This window comes from Sulfuricurvum sp. IAE1, assembly GCF_004347735.1.
In the GTDB taxonomy this organism is placed as follows: domain Bacteria; phylum Campylobacterota; class Campylobacteria; order Campylobacterales; family Sulfurimonadaceae; genus Sulfuricurvum.
In genome coordinates this window covers 33905-51562 of the sequence record NZ_SLTI01000042.1, presented here as the reverse complement: position 1 = coordinate 51562, position 17658 = coordinate 33905, and the positions used below count along the sequence as shown (strand labels likewise).

Sequence of the window (17658 nt, the reverse complement as noted above, 5' to 3'; positions counted from 1 at the left end):
TTAAAATTTATAAATCAGGTTTGCGAAAAATTCGCGTCCGGCGACCGGAAAGCCCAAATCGTATTGGACGAATTTGTCCGTTAGGTTTTTTACACCCGCTTCAGCCGTGATCGTATCGGTTGCTTTGTAGACTGCTTTGAGGTCAAAAGTGGTAAACGTAGGGCTGATGACGTAAGAGCCGTTTTGGATCTGGTCGTACGTCCCTTTACGGAATTTCATATCTCCGTAGATCGAAAATCCCGCGCCGAGATCGCTTTGGACATAGGCAAAAATTTGATGTTTCGGTACATCGGTCCGTTTCACGCTTTCATCGGTTTTGTTTTTCACATTGATATACGCGTAATTCCCTCCGGCTTCGAGAGTATCCGTTTTGTATTGAACTTCCAATTCGACGCCGCGATGATCGAATGTTCCGACATTCTGATTTTGCAGTAATCCGGTAGGGGCATGGGTCACGCTCTGGATTGCATCTTCGACACGCGTGAAATAGCCGTTTAGACGCGTCGATACCGATCCAAGCTGTTTTTGATAACTGAGCTCGTAGTGTGTCGCGATTTCATTCTCAAGTTCGGCATTGGGAACGGATGTTCCAAGTCTTCTCGAATATCGGTCTTTCATTGAAGGGAGATAGGTTTTATGGGATACGCTGGCGCGGATTTTCGATGTCGAATCGGGAGAATACACGAGTGCGGCTTCAGGATTGAAAGCGCTTTGCGTTTTGAGAGCCAGCATGTCAAGATACGCGGTATTGGTGTCATAGATTTTATCGGCGGTACGTCGGTCGTAACTGATCCCCCCTAGAATTTGCCATTGGGATGACAGTGTATAGACATCTTCAAGACCGAACGAAACGGTATGATCTTCATAGTTTTCGGTTAATGTCTCCGCTCCCGTTGTCTTGCTGATATCGTAACCGTCATGAACATCTTTTTTATAGTTTGCCGATGCGGTCAGAAAGTTGTTATCCAGCTCCACCCCGTATTCCATGCGGGCTCCCGCACTGTAATCGTCGTATTTGGATTTAAAGCTCGAACCGCCGGTAAAGGTTTGGAAATTCGCATTGTTATAGTTGTAGAGCGAATTTTCAAATTTGTCATAGTAAGCCATGGCTTTTAAATAACTGTTGGAAAAGTTCTTTTGACCCGTAACAAAAATTGACTCTTTGTCCCAGTAGGGCCAATCCCAGTACCGTACCGTATTGTAAACGGGGTTAGTACTTGGCGGTTGTTGTTTCTGGCCGTTTTGGTTGGAGTAGCCCAGTGCGATTTCACTTCCGTCATCGGCGATGTATCCGGTTTTAAAACTGACCTTATAGTCTTCGGCTTCGGAACGGAGACGCTTGCCGGCAGGCTGTGAAGCACTACCCGCATAATCGTCGCTGAGGCGGTAGTGGTTTTGATCGCTGTAGACTGCCCCAAGTTGCGCATAGATATGATCTTGGCGTGTGCCGATGTTGATCGATGCCACGCGGCGTGAAAGATCGCCGTCACTGTCTAGCACCATGCCCGCTTTGACTTCGCCTTCAAGCGCTTTTGTCGGTTTTTTGGAGATGATGTTGACGACGCCGCCCATCGTATTGGCACCGTATGCGACGGAGGAATACCCTTTAGCAACGTCGATTTGGGCAATATCGGCGGTGAGGAAACGGTCATAATCGAAGTTTCCGTCATAGGGAACATAGACCGGGATACCGTCGATAAAGACTCCCACCCGTCTTGCTTCGAAGCCGCGTATGCTGACCGTCGTTTCATTGCGGGCTCCCATCATACCGAGGCTTATACCGCTGATGTTGTCCAGGGCATCGGCTACGCTTTCACTGTTTTGCTGAGCGATTGTTTGTGCCGTCATTGTTTGTTCAAACGGGCTCTCCTCGATCGGAGTGTTGAGGACATTGACCTGTCCCAGCGTAAAAGTGTCGGCCAGAACCGCCGAAGCGGCCAGCGACAGTAGCAGCACGTGTTTTTGCATCATTTTTCCTTGAGTTTTATATTTTGGAATAGCTCAAATTGAACGCGATAGGAATATTCAATTCAACGGTTTTACCCAGGGCAGGGTAATCACCGCTGAGGCTGAGTATCGTATGGAGCGCTTTTTCATCCAGCAGTTTGCTACCGCTCGTACTGCTGATTTTTGCGTTATCGACGGTTCCGTCGGAGTTGAGAATGAAAAAGACCGTCACAACCCCTTCAAGGCGCAATTTGCGTGCAATGGAGGGGTAAACGACGGCTTTTTCGATCATAGCCCGGATGTGTCCCAATGCCGCACCGCTGATGTCATTGCCCTGTGCGGGCGGTTTTGGTAATTCGTGAACGGGTGCAGACAACGTTGGATGAGGAGAATCGATACGTTTGGCAGACGGTGACGAAGCCGGCATCGGGAGCGAAGCTAGAGGCGCGGACGCCTCAGGGGACACCGAAGAAGTAGATGGCGGTGTCCCCTCAAGCGTCTTGGCAAAGATTTTTTGAGTGGGTTGTATGGGTTGCTGTTGGATTTTAGGGGGCAAAATCTCTGAACGACTGCTTTTGGGTTTATCGATATCTTCCGCTTTTTCATTAACATCACTTAATGAGATAACGATACGTTTCTCAGGTTTGTCAAATATGACCGGATGCGACGTCATAAAGTAGGTAACGGCAAAAAATACCGAGGCGTGCATCGCCAAAGAAGCGGCAAACGATTTGGATTTTAATAAGGAATTGTCACATTGTATCATTTTAGATATAACGTATGAATCGGAAAAAAACATCGAGAAATCCTTTGTTAAAGAATCGGTACCTAACTCTCGGGAGAGAGGCAGGTGTGAGCCACACTCCCGCTGGATTGCCTTGCTATCTGTCATGTGAAGATAAGCGGGGCAATCTCTGTTTAGCGTAATAGGATCATTATTTTTTAGGAATACCGTAACCGTTTGCTTTGAGAATCGCTACTGCTTTGGGCGAGCCCATGTAACGCAAGAATTTTTTTGCTGCGATCTGGTTCTCTGGAGTTGCGTTTTTGAGCCCTACCATTGCCTGGTCGATCGTATTGTAGGCTTTGTCGTCCACTTCAACCCATTTGCCGACATTTTTCATTTCGGGGGAGAGGACGATGGATTTGGCCATAAACCCGACATCGACCGATTTGGAGGTAACGTAGGCCGCAACCTGCGAAATTGACTCGGCGGTGATGATTTTGGGAGCGGCCGCATCGGCGACTTTGTAGTACTTCATGGCATTGATCGCTTCGATGCCATAGGGAGCCGTTTTCGGATTGGCGACGGCAATTTTTTTTACTTTCGGATCGGCGACGACGGTGACTCCTTTGGAAAGATCCGCACCGGTATCGCTCCACAATACGAGTGTGCCGTAGGCATAAACCTGTGCCGGAGTTGTCGTATAGGCTCCTTTTACGAGTTTGGAAGGGAATTCGACATCGGCGGAGAGAAACGCGTCGTAGGGCGCGCCGCTCATGATCTGCTGGGTCAGTTTCCCCGATGCGCCGGTGATGATTTTAACATTGATCCCGGTCTCTTTGGTGAATTCGCGGGTGATGTCGTCGAGGGCATATTTGAGGTTGGCAGCGGCGGCAACGGTGATCGTCTGGGCTGCCATCGCCGAGGCAAAAGCGAGCGACGCGAGAACGATTTTGAGTAATTTCATATCAACTCCTTGGTATTCTTAATGATATAACGATAAATCCAGACCGAATATTGCAAAAACGGTTCGCGAAAAACGGGACATTTTCGTTATGTTTTGTAGGATATAACGAATTATAGAGGAATTTTCTTAAACTTTTATGTCATGAAACTACAGTCCGATGATGATATGGCTTGGCGAGATGAGGGCGTAGGCGTTCATTCCTTCGCAGAGTTGGGCGGCATCTTTGGGATTCATCAGGGCAACCAGTTCCGTAAACAGGTCGAGCGAAAAGGTGATTTCGTCCGTTTCATCCTGCGATTCGATACGCGTGATACTCCCCTTGAGACAGTTCATCGTCTCACAGTTTTTCGGAGGAGTCGTGACGATAGTGACATCGCTGGATTTGATGATGGCGTAGAGATCGCATCCTATCGTTAGACCCATGTTCCGGATCGATTTGAGGGTGATGATCGAGCGTATCGTATGGCTTCCGTTCAATGAAAGGGTGAGAAGACCGTTCAGCCCGCGCTCCTCGATCGAAAGGAGAGTTGCGGGAAGCTGGTTGCGCGCGCTGGTGGTGAGAAACGTGCGTCCGAGGATTCGGGCGAGACGTTCGGGGTCGTCCCCGGCCTCGGAAAAGCGGTCGATGAACTGGCGGTGCAGTTCTCCTAAACGGCGAAACGTTGCGATCAGCTCATGCGCGTAGGGGGTCAGTTTTGTCCCGCCGCCCCCTTTGCCGCCCGTGGTCCGCTCTATCAGGGGCTGATCGGCCAGGAGATTCATCCCGTTGATCCGCTCCCAGGCCGCTTTATAGCTCATTTTCATCGCTTTGGCCGCAGCATGGATGGAACCCGTTTTGTCGATGGTTTCGAGCAGTTCGATCCGTCCCGCGCCCAGAAAACTTTGCCCCTCTTTCGTGAGCCAGAAACGTCCGTCGATCTTCACGCTATTCCTCGGTCACAGCTTCTTTGGGAACGTAATTGAGCAGCTTCTTGGCGACGCTGACGGGACAGAAAAAGAAGAGCTCGAACATCGGGGTGATGACCGTCGTGTTCTCGTCGATAATGTCGAATGCCTTGAAACTGAATCCGGCTCCGTCGGCTTCGTTGTTCATCGCGACGGTAAAGGTGAGTGGGGAGAGTGAACGGAGCATATTTGTTACGTTTTTATAATTTTTGTCTTCGCTGGAAGCCATAAGGTTGGCATTTCCCTCTTTGCGGGCATTGAGCCGTGTGCTCAGCAGGGAAAGGTTGTCGCGGTGGATGTTTTTGTTCCACTTGATCAGCCCTTTGGGAAAACGCAGCAGCGCTGTTTTGGATACCAAAGGATGGGGAGAGGTACGGTGAATCGTCTCGAGGAGCTTCAAAAACGAATTTTTTCCGCCGATAGCCGAAGCATAGCCGAGAAGCTGATCGCGAAGGAGAATTTTCTCAGCTTCGTTGAGCTGATGGAGAGGGCACATTAAGAGCCTTTGCATTAAGATAAGCCATTATAGCGGTTTAATACAAAAAACTTTGGCGCATGGCGGGTTCGATCTCTTCGGGCGTATATCGGCAGGCGAGAAAAAGATGATTGGCCAGAACCCCCTGTGCCAGCAGCATGTCCGATCCGTCTTTGTAGGGGAGGCCGCACGATTTGACTTCCCGAAGGAAGGGGGTCTCTTTCCCGTAGATGACGTCGACGGCCGCTTGCGTGCGGGCAAGCAGTTCTCCCAGCAACCCTGCGGGGATCGGCAGTTCGTCATCCGACAGTCCTGCGGAAGTGGTGTTGATGAGCATGCCGTAGGAAGCGGGTGAAAATTCGTCCCACGCGTAGGCGGCGAACCCTTCGTTCCTGAAATATTCCAGTCGCGCTGCCGAGCGGTTGAGAACCGTGACGTCGATCCCTTTGGCACGCAGGGCCACGGAGAGGGCGCGTGCGGTTCCTCCCGCACCGAGAATCAGCGCGGAGCGCACCTCCCCAAACGATTCGATAGCCCGGATAAAGCCGTCGGCATCGGTATTGTAACCGATCAGGCGGCCGTTTTCGAGGACGAGCGTATTGACCGCCTTGACCATTGACGCGATACCGCGTACCTCGTCGCACTGTTCATAAGCCGACTCTTTGTGGGGAACGGTGACGTTGGCACCGCTGAGGGCTTTGGCAAAAAACACGTCGCGCAGCTCCGACCCGTTTTCGAGGCGGGTACGTGTATAGCACGCATCGATACCGAGCTTTTTGAAGACATTGTTGTGCATCAGCGGAGAGCGCGAATGGCTCACCGGATCGCCGAAGATCGTAAAAAGTTTCATCGGGGTTCGAGCAGATCGTCCAGGGTACTGGTGAGGGCACCGAGTTTGTTGGTGACTTCGAGGTATTCGAGCTCATGGACCGAGTCGGCGACGACGCCCGCACCGGCTTGCAGGATCACTTCATCTTCCTTGATGAGGGCGGTGCGGATCGTGATCGCACTGTCCATGTTGCCGTCGAATCCGAAATAGCCGATGGTTCCGCTATAGAATCCCCGCTTAACCCCTTCATACTGCGCGATCAGTTCCATCGCGCGGATTTTCGGCGCACCGGTCATCGTTCCCGCGGTAAAGACGGCGGCGAGGAGGTCGAACATGTCTTTATCGTCGCGGATCGTCGCGTAAACGTCCGAGACGATGTGCATGACGTGCGAATAGCGCTCGACGTGCATCATCTCTTCGACCCGCACCGTGCCTGTTTTAGCAACCCGCCCGACATCGTTGCGCCCAAGATCGATCAGCATCAGGTGTTCCGCAAGCTCTTTGGGATCGGAAAGGAGCTCTTCTTCGAGTTCGAGGTCGCGTTGTTTCGTGCCGCCCCGTTTGCGGGTTCCCGCGATGGGGCGCAGCAGGATCTCTCCGTCACTGAGACGTACCATTACCTCGGGGGAACTTCCGACGATATTGAAATCTTCAAACTCCATCAGATACATGTACGGAGAAGGGTTTTTGAGCCGGAGGATGCGGTAGAAACTGAACGGATCGACCTGCGCATGCCGGATGTAGCGGTTGGTCATAAGAATCTGGAAGACATCGCCGCTTTTGATCATCTCTTTGGACTTGTCGACCATCGAGAAAAACTGCTCTTTGCTAAAGATGAACTCGCCGCCACGGTCATTTCGGATCGGTGCGAGCGGAGTATAGGTATACGGTGCCTTCAGCGCCGTTTCGATTTCGTCGAACCGCGCGATAAAACCGTCGACACAGCTGAGCAGTGTAATCGTCGCGGTTTTATGCGAGATGACAAACGTGAGCTTGGGGAGAATCAGGTCCATGTCGGGGATGTTGGTCTGGTCCAGCAGATTCGACATCGATTCTTCGAGTACGGGTTCGAAAACCTGTACCATGTCGTAACCGATGTAGCCGATGAAACCGTCGATGTATCCTATACCGAGTTCACGCGCCCGTTCCCGGTATGCTTTTTGGTCGAGGGCTGAATAATACTCTTTCAAAAAGGCAAAAGGGGAGGAGTCAAATGTCTGCCGCATACCCGACGTATCGGTATAAACGGTTTTCTTATCGGCATAGGTGAGACGCTCGCGCCCCCCGATGACGATAATCGTGTAATTTCCTTCGCTGCTTCCGGCACTTTCGAACAGAAAACTGACTTCGCCGGGAAAAAGTTTTTTGGCCTTTTCGTATACGGCGATGGGTGCGAACTGGTCAAGCGAAAAACGGCGGGAAGTGATCACATTACCCCTTTACGATGTACGCGCCGGCTTCGATGTTTTTACGGACGGTGCCGATAACGTCGCGTGCCGCTTTTTCACCCTGAAACGGCCCTACGAGTACTTTTGTCGCCGCGCCCGAGGGGACAGTGGTATATTTCAGGCCACTGGCGTTGAGGCGGTCGAAGAGGGCCTTGTTCGGTTCTTTGGTAAATGAGCCGACCTGAATGTAATAGGTGCCGCCGGTTGCGGCGGCTTTCGGCGCATCCGCCGTTTTCGGTGCTGCGGTTTCCGTTTTGTCGGCGGTTTTCGCCGGTGCGGGCTCGGCCGTTTTTGCCGCAGGCTGAGCGGCGGGTTTGGCCGCAGCGGGCGCCGTGGCGGAAACTTTTTTCGCTTCGGCCGCTTTTTTCGGCTCGGAAGGCTTGACGCTTTTGATCGTCGGCGTCGCTACCGTTGCGCTCTTGGCTGCCGGTTTGGGTTCGGCTTTAGGGGCCGCTACGACGGTCGGGGTTTTGGGCTGCGTCGCGGGCGCGACGTTCTGACGTACCGGAACCGCGGGGGCGGCAACCGGAGCCGGTGCCGGTGCGGGAGCTGCCGCAGGCTGGACGGTTTTTTCCTGGACGGGAGCGTTGTCGAATGACTCCTGTTTGATTTTTTGGGCGATTTGACCCAAATCCTGAGCGGGAGCGGTGGTGTTGCTTCCCTCTTCGATCACTTCGACCGGCTCGAACAGCGGATCATCGATGATTTCGGTTGGTGCGGATGGTTCGGGAGGAATCGCGGCATGCGGCGGCTGCTCTTCGCTTTCGCTTTTGAGTGAGTTCATGATAACCAGTACGATGATCAAAACAAGGGTCAGCGTCGCTATCGCGAGCAAGAGCTTTTTGCTGTTTGAACCCGAACCGCTTTTGTTCAGGATGATATCGTTGAGCTCGTTTTTTTCTTCCATTAAAGGTTTTCCTTCTGAGTTTATCGGTTACATGTGCTTCGACCATGAAGCTCCGCGCTCTTTGGCGTAGACCTCATAGGGAAGATTGAGGATATTGTACTCGATCGGTAAATCGAGGGTAGGGAACATCCGCCATTGTTTGGGCTGCTTGGCAGCCAATTTCAGCGAAATCATTTTACCCAGTTGATTGGCTTCTTGTAAAGTTGTGTGCCCCTTATGGATGTAGACGTGAAGATGCCCCGGGGTTTTTGTTTCGAATGCGGTGAAATTGATGAACCCTTCCTCCCGCAGCAGCAACTGCGTACGGTGGTAGAAGCGTTGCGGATCGGTCCCGTTGTAATCGATGACGATGTTTTCTACTTTGTCGAATTTGTTTATCAGTGAATGGGCGACGGTAATCTGCCCTTTGAGGTGCTGATCGATGACAGACTGGGTCAGGGTTTTGTCGATGCGCTCGTATTTGTTGTAAAAAGTACGCCCTTTGAAATCGATTTTATTGACGACACTGTCGTGTTTGAGCCAATAATGGTCCGTAATCATTTTGATGAGTTTCATGTCCATCGAGGTCACAGGGTATCCTTTGTTTACTGATGCGATCGTACCACGGTTTTCTCCCGAGGGGGAGAAAAAAAAGGGCAATTTTTAGGCAGCTTTCTTAATAGGTGGGCTGTTTGTAAATGACGAAGTTTCTCGCCAGCGCCTGAAGTTCAGCTTTGATGGCGGCTTGTTTCTCGGTGTTTTCGATATCGTCGAGAACGTCGGCGATGCGGTTGGCAATCAGCTCGAACTCTTTTTCTTTCATCCCGCGTGAGGTAAGGGCAGGGCTTCCGATACGGACGCCGCTGGTGACGAACGGGGAGCGGGTTTCGCCGGGAACGGTGTTTTTATTGACGGTGATCCCTGCACGACCGAGGGCCGCATCGGCGTCTTTACCGCTGAACGGTTTGTTCAAAAACGACACGAGTACGAGGTGGTTGTCCGTACCGCCGCTGACGATATCGTATCCGCGCTCCATCAATACTTTGGCGAGGACTGCAGCATTGGCTTTGACCTGCTTGGCGTAGGTTTTCCACTCATTTGAGAGATTGTGCTTGAACCCGACCGCTTTGGCCGCGATGACGTGCACAAGCGGTCCGCCCTGAAGTGCCGGGAAAATGGCCGAATTGATTTTCTTGGCGATCTCTTCGTCGTTGGTCATAATCATACCGCCGCGAGGTCCGGCGAGGGTTTTATGAGTTGTGGTGGTGACGACATCCGCATACGGGAACGGACTTGGGTGTTCTCCGGCACATACGAGACCAGCGATGTGGGCGATGTCGGCGAAAAGGATCGCTCCGACCGCATCGGCGATTTCGCGGAATTTTTTGAAGTCGATTTCGCGGGCATAGGCCGAAGCGCCGCACACGATGATTTTGGGCTGGACGATTTTGGCGATGTCCATGACGCGATCGTAGTTGATGCGGCCGTCAAGCTCGACGCCGTATGAAAAGCTGTGGTAGTTTTTGCCCGAGAAGCTCACTTTCGAACCGTGGGTCAGGTGCCCGCCGTGGCTCAGGTCCATACCGAGCAGTTTATCACCCGCCTGAAGAAGCGCGGCGTAGACCGCACCGTTTGCCGATGAACCCGAGTGGGGCTGGACGTTGGCATAATTACAACCGAACAGTTTGCACGCGCGGTCGATCGCCAGCTGCTCTACGCCGTCGGCGAATTCACACCCGCCGTAGTAGCGTTTCGCCGGGTATCCTTCGGCGTATTTGTTCGTAAATACCGATCCCATCGCTTCCATAACGGCCGGGAGGGTGAAGTTTTCCGATGCGATCATTTCAAGGTGATCGGTCTGACGTTCGAGCTCTTGCTCGCACAGGGCATAAATTTCGTTGTCAAATTCTTTGAGGAAACTCATTCTTCTTCTCCGTGTTGGTTTTGATTGTGGTGCAGCGGTTTCATCGCCGGGAAGAGCAATACGTCCCGGATGGAATGCTGGTTGGTGAGCATCATGACAAGGCGGTCGATGCCGATTCCCTGGCCCGCGGTGGGCGCCATGCCGTAGCTGAGCGCCGTGACGAAATCTTCATCCATCTCGTGCGCTTCATCGTCGCCCGAATCTTTGGCGGCCATCTGGGCTTCGAAACGCTCCAGCTGGTCGACCGGGTCGTTGAGCTCGCTGAACGCGTTGGCGATTTCTCGCCCCGCGATGAAAAGCTCGAAACGGTCCGTCAGTTCAGGGCGCTCGTCGTTGCGGCGCGCGAGCGGGGAAATTTCGACCGGATAGTGGGTAATGAACGTCGGGTTGATTAGCTTGTGTTCGACAAATTCGTCGAAAAGCTCGCCTTGCAGCTGTCCCAGGTTCATGGTGGCATTGGCTTCGAGATTATTGGCTTTGAGGAACGACAAAATCGCCTCTTTGTCGTTCACGATTTCCTCGGGGACGCCGCCGATGACACTGAGGCTTTTGACCAGCTCGATTTCAGTGAAGCAGGCGAAATCGACTTCCAGTTCGCCATAGGGGAGACGCTTGGGAAGGTCGAGGTGATCGAAAAGGTATTCGAAATATTCTTTGGTGATGTCGATCAGGTCTTTGTATGTTTTGTAGGCCCAGTAAAACTCGATTGACGTGAATTCGGGATTGTGGGTCGCGTCCATCCCTTCGTTGCGGAAGTTCCGGTTGATTTCGAAAACCGCTTCGAACCCGCCGACGATGAGGCGTTTGAGGTAGAGTTCCGGGGCGATCCGCAGATAACGGTCGACGCCAAGCGCGTTGTGATGGGTGACGAAGGGCTTGGCGTTGGCACCGCCCGCGATCGGGTGCATCATAGGCGTTTCGACTTCAAGGAATCCCTTATCTTCAAAGAAACGGCGGGTAAGGCTGATCACTTTGGAACGGATATGGAACGTCTTGCGCACTTCGGCGTTCATGATAAGATCGAGGTAGCGCTGGCGGTAGCGCATCTCTTTATCCTGGATCCCGTGGAATTTTTCGGGCAGCGGGGAGATCGCTTTGGTCAGGATTTTGAGACTGTCGGCGTGAAGGGAGAGCTCGCCTTGCTGCGTGACGAACGGATAACCGCTCACTTCGACGATGTCGCCCACTTCGACGAGTTTTTTGAACACGTCGTTATAGAAACCTTCGGGAAGATTGTCCCGCGCAACGTAGACCTGGAGCATTCCGCTTTCATCTTCGATCTTCAAAAAGCTCGCTTTACCCATCAGGCGGAAAAGCTTGATCCGTCCGGCGACGGTGTAGTGGCGGTGTTCGTCGCGTTTTTCCTCTTTCTGGAAAAGATCGGAGTTGACGTTATGGTATTTTTCGATCGTCGTGTTGCGCTCGGAGTGATTGGCGTACGGATCGATCCCCAGTTCCCTCAGGGCCTGGGCTTTTTCGATCCGCTGCTGTACGTATTGGTTTTCGAATGCCAATGGTATTCCTTTCTTAGTTTTTGGATTTGTCCTGGCAGGCTTTGCAGATGCCGTAAATCTGCATCGAGTGTTCCTGCATTTTAAAGCCAAGCGCTTCGGCGATTTTTTTCTGGCGCTCTTCGATTTCGTCGTCGACGAATTCGGTGATCGTTCCGCATTGCGTGCAGATCAGGTGGTCGTGGTGGTCTTTGGCCCCCAACTCGTATTTTTTCCCCTGCGCCCCGAACGAGAGCGACGTGACCATCTCCGAATCTTCCAATAGTGAGAGGGTACGGTAAACGGTTGCGATTCCCGTGTTGAGATCAGGATGTTTTTCCTGTATCAGATGATGCAGCGCTTCGGGGGTGAGATGCTCGTCGGAATTGTACAGCATCTCGAGAATCACTTCACGCTGGATCGTGAATTTCAGTCCGTTTTCCTTAAGGAGCTGCTTGAAATCGCTCAAGAGCTTGTTGTATTCGACCGTACGTTCGGTAAAATCGGTGTAAGAACCCATATGCTTATCGCTCCTCGCTGGTTTGATTGGCGTCGACGGTGGCGTTGGCGTCGGTAGTATTCGCATCGCTCGCGTTGCCGTCGAGAATGGCTTTGAGATCGTCGGTTTCGATGTGGAGAATGAAATTTCCCGTCGCCATCATCGGTTCGTAAAAGAAACTCTGCGCCATCTTCTCCTCGAAATTTTCGCGAATTGCCGTCACGCTGAAAAGGGCGTAGACGATGATTGAGAGGATGAAAAAGAATTTGCTGCTGCCGACGACGAAGCCGAGAATCTGGTCTAGCGTTCCCAGCCCGCTAAGGGTGCTGAGACGTTTGAAACCGCTACCGAGCGCTACCATCAGGAGCCAGAAGATCCCGAGTGCGAAGACAAAGCCCATCAGGTTGATCGCCGTGGCGGTTTCGAAATGAAAAACGGTATCACTGAGGAAATGGCCGATGATGCCGCCCAGATGCGATGCGACGAAAACGCCACCTACGATCCCGACCATCCCGAAAACTTCTTTGGAAAAGCCGTTCAAAAGCCCTTTAAGCCCCAGCAGCAAAACGATAGAGGCGACTGCGACGTCGAAATAGTTCAAGTCCATCAAAACTCCGTTTCCAAACGGTCTTTGCCGTTGTTTTTAGCGCGGTAGAGCGCCGCGTCGGAACGCTCGATGATCGCGTCGAGGGTATCGTTTGGAACGATTTGCGTCAGCCCGATGCTCAACGTGACGGCGATCTGCTGGTTCTGAAACAGGGGCTTGTTGTTACGGCACAACGAAAGCAGGCGTTCGCCGACCAGACGGGCTCCCGCTTCGTCGGTGCGGTTGAGGAGGATAATGAACTCTTCCCCGCCGAAACGGTAGACGCGGTCCCCTTCGCGAAGCGCTTTTTTCAAAAGCTTGGCGATAAAAATGAGCACCTTGTCCCCCGCGATGTGGCCGAAACGGTCGTTGATCCGTTTGAAGTCGTCGACGTCGATCATCAGGGCAAAGATATCGTAAGGGGCACTTTCGCGGGCGAGGATCGGTTTGAGATGCTCCTGGAGGGCATAACGGTTGTACACCTTGGTAAGCGGATCGAGCGTTGTTTTCATCTCAAGAGTCTTAACCTGCTCCATCAGGCCGCTGATGACCTGGTTTGCCCGTGAGACTTCGTCGCTGAGATGGGACTGGATGTCGTTGAATTTTTCGGTAATTTTGTCAAAATTGATCAATTCGTCGTCGTTGGTTTCGGCCAGCAGCGAACCGTGGTCGGCCGTGATCTTTTCGAAGTTTTCATTCGTTTGCGAATAGGAGGTGACGCTTTGAAGCGCGAGTTCTTTGTACCCTTCGAAAGTACCTTCCGAACGGTACTGCTGAAGATCGAATTCACCCGATGTATACGATTCGAGCACTTCGTGCAGGGCGGCTTCGGCGAGCTCGGAAAATTCGGAAGAGGCAAGGGTGGCCTGATTGTTGCTCAGGGATTCCAGCCGTACGGAGAGCTCTTTGCAAAAATGGAGTAGGAAAGGGTTGAAACGGCTGTTGTCCATTCTCGGCCTTTGGTGAAATGTTCGATCGGTCAACTCCCGCTTGAGCGGGTCGGCCTGGTGAAAAAAGGCGCTCTTTGACCCTTTTACAAGTCGGGCAAGCCCCCTTTTATAATTCCCGCCATTATACTTTTTCAAACATAAATCTAAGATTTGGTTCTTCCAATCAGTCCCTTTTTAGATTAAAACGATACAATTCACAAAGACAATAGAACCGCGATGCGTAGACGCAGGTACGAGGAGATTAACGAATGAATACGTGGACACGATCCAGCTGGAGAACAAAACCGATCAAGCAGCAGCCGGTCTATCCCGACCAGGCCGCTTTGGAAGAGGTCGAAGCGGTTCTGCGCAATTATCCTCCCCTTGTTTTCGCCGGTGAAGCCCGTATGCTGAAAAAAAGCCTTGCCGACGTGTGCGCTGGAAAAGCGTTCCTGCTGCAGGGGGGCGACTGCGCCGAGAGCTTTTCGGAATTTCACGCCACCAACATCCGCGATACGTTCAAGGTGATGATGCAGATGGCGGTCGTCATGACGTTCGCCGGCGGAGTGCCGGTCGTCAAAGTCGGGCGCCTGGGCGGCCAGTTCGCCAAACCGCGCTCGTCCGATACCGAAACGTTCGATGGCATCACCCTTCCCAGCTACCGCGGGGACATCATCAACGGCGTCGAATTCAGTGCCGAAGCACGTGTTCCCGATCCCCAGCGCATGGTTCAGGCCTATAACCAGTCGGCGGCGACACTGAACCTTTTGCGCGCGTTCGCATCGGGCGGACTGGCCGATTTGAACCAGGTGCATGCGTGGAATCTCGGATTCGTCGGACAGAACGAAATGACCAAAAAATACGATGAACTGGCACGCCAGATCGACGATTCGCTCCGTTTTATGGCGGCATGCGGAATCATTTCCGAAAATTACCGGACGCTTCGCGAAACCGATTTCTATACCTCCCACGAAGCGCTGCTGCTCAATTACGAGGAAGCGTTTACCCGCCAGGATTCCCTGACGGGCGAGTGGTACGACGTTTCGTCGCACATGCTCTGGATCGGTGACCGTACCCGTCAGCTCGACGGCGCGCACGTCGAATTCATGCGCGGCATCCAGAACCCCATCGGGGTCAAAGCCGGTCCGTCGATGGATCCCGACGACCTGGTACGCCTCTGCGACGTTCTGAACCCCGAAAACGAAGCAGGACGGCTGAACATCATCGTTCGCATGGGGGCGGATAAAGTCGCCGAGGGAATGCCCAAACTGATCCGCGCAATCGAGCGTGAAGGGAAACAGGTCGTCTGGAGCTGTGACCCGATGCACGGCAACACGATCACGAGCAACGGGTACAAAACGCGCCCGGTCGATTCGGTCCTGCGTGAGATGAAGCAGTTCTTCCAGGTCCACAAATCCGAAGGGACCTACGCGGGGGGAGTGCATCTTGAAATGACGGGTAAAAACGTCACCGAATGTCTGGGCGGGTCGTTCGAGATTACCGAAGAAAACCTCAAAAGCCGCTATCACACCCACTGCGATCCGCGTCTCAACGCCGACCAGTCCCTCGAACTCGCGTTCCTCATCGCCGATACGCTCAAAGAAGCGCATCGCTGATCCTCTTTTTTCACAGACATGCCGCACCGTTGCGGCACTTCTTTTTTTTTTACATCAAATTGTTGTTTTTTGAAAAACGGTTTTATTTGGCCTGGCAGTGAGGACAGATTCCGGTGATGACTACCGATACATCGTCGGCTTTGTAGCCTGCGATATCGAGTCCCGGATCTTTGAGAAGTGATGCAGGATGCATCGGAATGTCTTTGAGTTCGCCGCACTCTTTGCAGACGACGTGGGCGTGCTGGGCTTTTTCGATTTCGTAACGGGTTTTGTACCCCGCCACTTTCACTTCCCGTATCAGGCTGACGTCCATCATGCTGTGGATGTTTTTGTAGAGGGTGGCAAGCGAGATGGAAGCGAATCTCTGGAGAATGGAATGGTAGAGCTCTTCGATGGTTATATGACCCGCCGAATGCATCAGTTCGATGATGGCAATGCGCTGCGGTGTCGCTTTGAGACGATGACGTTTAAGGAGCTCTTGATGTTTCATAATCCGCGATTATAGAACATAAAAAGGGAAAAAAGGGATAAAGAAGGGAGTTAGGGCAAACTTTTGAAACAAAGTTTAAGGTTTCCCCTCAAAAAGGGGAAAATCACATCGTTCCGATAATACGGAGCAATTCGTCGGGTTTGTTCGAGAACTGGATAGCGGTATCGCGGCTGATGAGTTTTTTGCGGAGACACTCGACGATTTCCTGCGTCTGGGTCGACATGTTGGTCTCTTGCTGGTTGAGCTGCATCTGCGAATAGAGTTGATGGACTTTGTCTTCGCGGATCAGGTTGGCGATTGCCGGATTGGTGATCATTACCTCCTGCGCCGCGATTCGACCGCCCCCGATTTTGGGCATCAGGACCTGCGATATGACCGCAACCAGTGAAGTCGAGAGCTGGGCCCGTACCTGAGGCTGTTCGTCACCGCTGAAAACGTCGATGATACGGTTGATCGTCTGGGGCGCGGAGTTGGTGTGCAGCGTTCCAAAGACCAGGTGCCCGGTTTCGGCCGCGGTGAGTGCGGCCTGGATCGTCTCCTTGTCCCGCATCTCCCCGATCAGGATAACGTCGGGGTCCTGGCGGAGGGCGTATTTGAGCGCGGCGGAGAAGCTGCGGGTGTCGGTACCGATATTACGGTGTGAAAAGAGCGACTTCTTGTTCGTATGAACGAACTCGACCGGGTCTTCGACGGTAATGATGTGGCGAGATTCGGTCATGTTGATTTCATTGAGCATCGCCGCGAGGGTTGTCGATTTACCGCTTCCGGTCGGACCGGTGACGAGTATGAGCCCTTTTTCCCGTTTGATGATGCTTTTGAAGATTTTTTTGGCGTTCAAATCATCCAGCGATGGGATGGTGACCGGGATGATACGAAACGCACAGGCGATGTCTTCCATCGTTTTGTAGTAGTTGGCACGGAAGCGGCCTACGTCGGGGATGACGATCGAAAAATCGAGTTCGTTGTACTCCTCGAAAGTCTTTTTCTGCTTCTCGGTCAAGAGAGAGTAGGCCATCTCTTCGATATCTCGGCCGTCAAGAACGGGAAGATTGAGCGCTACGAGCCGTCCGTCGATACGGATCTGGGGCTCGGAGCGGCTGACAAGGTGAAGGTCGGACGCTTTGTAAGCGACGACGCTTTTGAGGAGTTTGTGGATGTCGAGCGGAGCGCCGTTATTGTCCTGCATGGGCGAAAATTCCTTCGTATTGGGATGGATCGAATCCGACGATCAGCCCCTTGGGGGATTCGATAACCGGACGCTTGATCAGGAGATTATGCTCGCTCATCCAGCCGATTTTACCTGAATCGTCGAGTGCAAGCGATTTGAGCCCGAGGGTACGGTAGGTCGTCCCTTTGGTGTTGAAAAGGGTCGATACGGGGACCAGGCGACCCCACTGGGAAATTTTTTCTTTGCCGACCGGAGCCGTTTTGAAATCGTGAAACTCGTAGGGGACGGAATGCGCGTTCAAGAATTGAAGCGCTTTTTTGACGCTGTCACAGTTTTTGATGCCGAATACGCGGACCATCGGTTACTCGATGATTTTCGGTACGATGAAAAAATGGTCCCGTGCGTGCGGTGCGTGTGCGAGAATGTCGTCGTTGACGTTACGGTCGACGGTACCCGTGTCTTCGCGAAGGCGCGTCGAAACGTCCGACATCGCGAACGTCGCGTTTACCCCTTCCGTATCGAGTTCTGCGAGGTTATCGACGAACGAGACGATTTCGCTAAGCTGGGCGATCATTTCGGCGCGGTGTTCCTGCGGAATTTCGAGATAGGAGAGTTTTTCGAGTCGCTGTAAAAGGGTTTCGTCGATTTGCATGGTTAACCTGATTCGTGATAAATTTATGAAAATAATTGTAGCGAAAAAATCGGTTTACGAAACTTTAACATTGGCTGAGCTAT

At 52.5% G+C, this 17658-nt stretch carries 19 protein-coding genes; 1 reads left to right on the top strand and 18 read right to left on the bottom strand.

The window, feature by feature from the left end; translation table 11 throughout:
- The 14 genes from E0765_RS05410 to E0765_RS05345 form a co-directional block, all read right to left on the bottom strand.
- Positions 1 to 1968 (bottom strand): TonB-dependent siderophore receptor, encoded by a 1968-nt coding sequence (locus E0765_RS05410; protein ID WP_132812203.1) that lies wholly within the window; start codon positions 1966 to 1968, stop codon positions 1 to 3.
- A gap of 16 nt (positions 1969 to 1984) precedes the next feature.
- Positions 1985 to 2746 (bottom strand): energy transducer TonB, encoded by a 762-nt coding sequence (locus E0765_RS05405; RefSeq protein ID WP_165921676.1) that lies wholly within the window; start codon positions 2744 to 2746, stop codon positions 1985 to 1987.
- Positions 2747 to 2882: 136 nt separating this feature from the next.
- Positions 2883 to 3638 (bottom strand): molybdate ABC transporter substrate-binding protein, encoded by a 756-nt coding sequence (gene modA / locus E0765_RS05400; protein WP_132812201.1) that lies wholly within the window; start codon positions 3636 to 3638, stop codon positions 2883 to 2885.
- Between the two features lie 147 nt (positions 3639 to 3785).
- Positions 3786 to 4562 carry a TOBE domain-containing protein gene (locus tag E0765_RS05395; RefSeq protein ID WP_132812200.1) on the bottom strand — a complete coding sequence of 259 codons (777 nt, stop codon included), beginning with the start codon at positions 4560 to 4562 and terminating at the stop codon, positions 3786 to 3788.
- A gap of 1 nt (position 4563) precedes the next feature.
- Entirely contained in the window at positions 4564 to 5079 is a 516-nt protein-coding gene (locus E0765_RS05390) for a hypothetical protein (protein WP_132812199.1), read from the bottom strand.
- Between the two features lie 37 nt (positions 5080 to 5116).
- Entirely contained in the window at positions 5117 to 5908 is a 792-nt protein-coding gene (locus E0765_RS05385) for a shikimate dehydrogenase (RefSeq protein ID WP_132812198.1), read from the bottom strand.
- Positions 5905 to 7317 carry an anthranilate synthase component I family protein gene (locus tag E0765_RS05380; RefSeq protein WP_132812197.1) on the bottom strand — a complete coding sequence of 471 codons (1413 nt, stop codon included), beginning with the start codon at positions 7315 to 7317 and terminating at the stop codon, positions 5905 to 5907. The genes E0765_RS05385 and E0765_RS05380 overlap by 4 nt, the downstream gene beginning before the upstream one ends.
- Position 7318: 1 nt before the next feature.
- A complete protein-coding gene (locus E0765_RS05375) occupies positions 7319 to 8242 on the bottom strand; it encodes an SPOR domain-containing protein (RefSeq protein WP_132812196.1) in 924 nt (307 codons plus the stop codon).
- A 27-nt stretch (positions 8243 to 8269) separates the two neighbouring features.
- On the bottom strand, positions 8270 to 8812 hold the full coding sequence (locus tag E0765_RS05370; RefSeq protein WP_132812195.1) for a DUF1882 domain-containing protein: 543 nt from the start codon (positions 8810 to 8812) through the stop codon (positions 8270 to 8272).
- Positions 8813 to 8897: 85 nt separating this feature from the next.
- On the bottom strand, positions 8898 to 10145 hold the full coding sequence (locus E0765_RS05365) for a serine hydroxymethyltransferase (RefSeq protein WP_132812194.1): 1248 nt from the start codon (positions 10143 to 10145) through the stop codon (positions 8898 to 8900).
- A complete protein-coding gene (gene lysS, locus E0765_RS05360) occupies positions 10142 to 11659 on the bottom strand; it encodes a lysine--tRNA ligase (protein ID WP_132812193.1) in 1518 nt (505 codons plus the stop codon). Before lysS ends, E0765_RS05365 begins: the two co-directional genes overlap by 4 nt.
- Positions 11660 to 11672: 13 nt before the next feature.
- Positions 11673 to 12155, bottom strand: a complete 483-nt coding sequence (locus tag E0765_RS05355) for a Fur family transcriptional regulator (protein ID WP_132812192.1) — start codon at positions 12153 to 12155, stop codon at positions 11673 to 11675.
- Between the two features lie 4 nt (positions 12156 to 12159).
- Positions 12160 to 12741, bottom strand: a complete 582-nt coding sequence (locus tag E0765_RS05350; protein ID WP_132812191.1) for a CvpA family protein — start codon at positions 12739 to 12741, stop codon at positions 12160 to 12162.
- Entirely contained in the window at positions 12741 to 13670 is a 930-nt protein-coding gene (locus E0765_RS05345) for a GGDEF domain-containing protein (protein WP_132812190.1), read from the bottom strand. Before E0765_RS05345 ends, E0765_RS05350 begins: the two co-directional genes overlap by 1 nt.
- 248 nt (positions 13671 to 13918) lie before the next feature.
- On the opposite strand from E0765_RS05345, the gene E0765_RS05340 reads away from it, so the two are divergent.
- A complete protein-coding gene (locus tag E0765_RS05340) occupies positions 13919 to 15265 on the top strand; it encodes a class II 3-deoxy-7-phosphoheptulonate synthase (protein ID WP_132812189.1) in 1347 nt (448 codons plus the stop codon).
- An 82-nt stretch (positions 15266 to 15347) separates the two neighbouring features.
- On the opposite strand, the gene E0765_RS05335 is transcribed toward E0765_RS05340, so the two are convergent.
- The 4 genes from E0765_RS05335 to gatC all read right to left on the bottom strand — a co-directional run bounded on the left by E0765_RS05335 (position 15348) and on the right by gatC (position 17575).
- Positions 15348 to 15755: a Fur family transcriptional regulator gene (locus E0765_RS05335; protein WP_132812188.1), complete on the bottom strand. Its 408-nt coding sequence runs from the start codon at positions 15753 to 15755 to the stop codon at positions 15348 to 15350.
- Positions 15756 to 15858: 103 nt separating this feature from the next.
- Complete coding sequence (locus tag E0765_RS05330) at positions 15859 to 16941, bottom strand: type IV pilus twitching motility protein PilT (RefSeq protein ID WP_132812187.1); 1083 nt, start codon at positions 16939 to 16941, stop codon at positions 15859 to 15861.
- Positions 16928 to 17281, bottom strand: a complete 354-nt coding sequence (locus tag E0765_RS05325; protein ID WP_132812186.1) for an arsenate reductase family protein — start codon at positions 17279 to 17281, stop codon at positions 16928 to 16930. The genes E0765_RS05330 and E0765_RS05325 overlap by 14 nt, the downstream gene beginning before the upstream one ends.
- Positions 17282 to 17284: 3 nt before the next feature.
- A complete protein-coding gene (gene gatC / locus E0765_RS05320; protein WP_132812185.1) occupies positions 17285 to 17575 on the bottom strand; it encodes an Asp-tRNA(Asn)/Glu-tRNA(Gln) amidotransferase subunit GatC in 291 nt (96 codons plus the stop codon).
- Positions 17576 to 17658 lie beyond the last annotated feature (83 nt).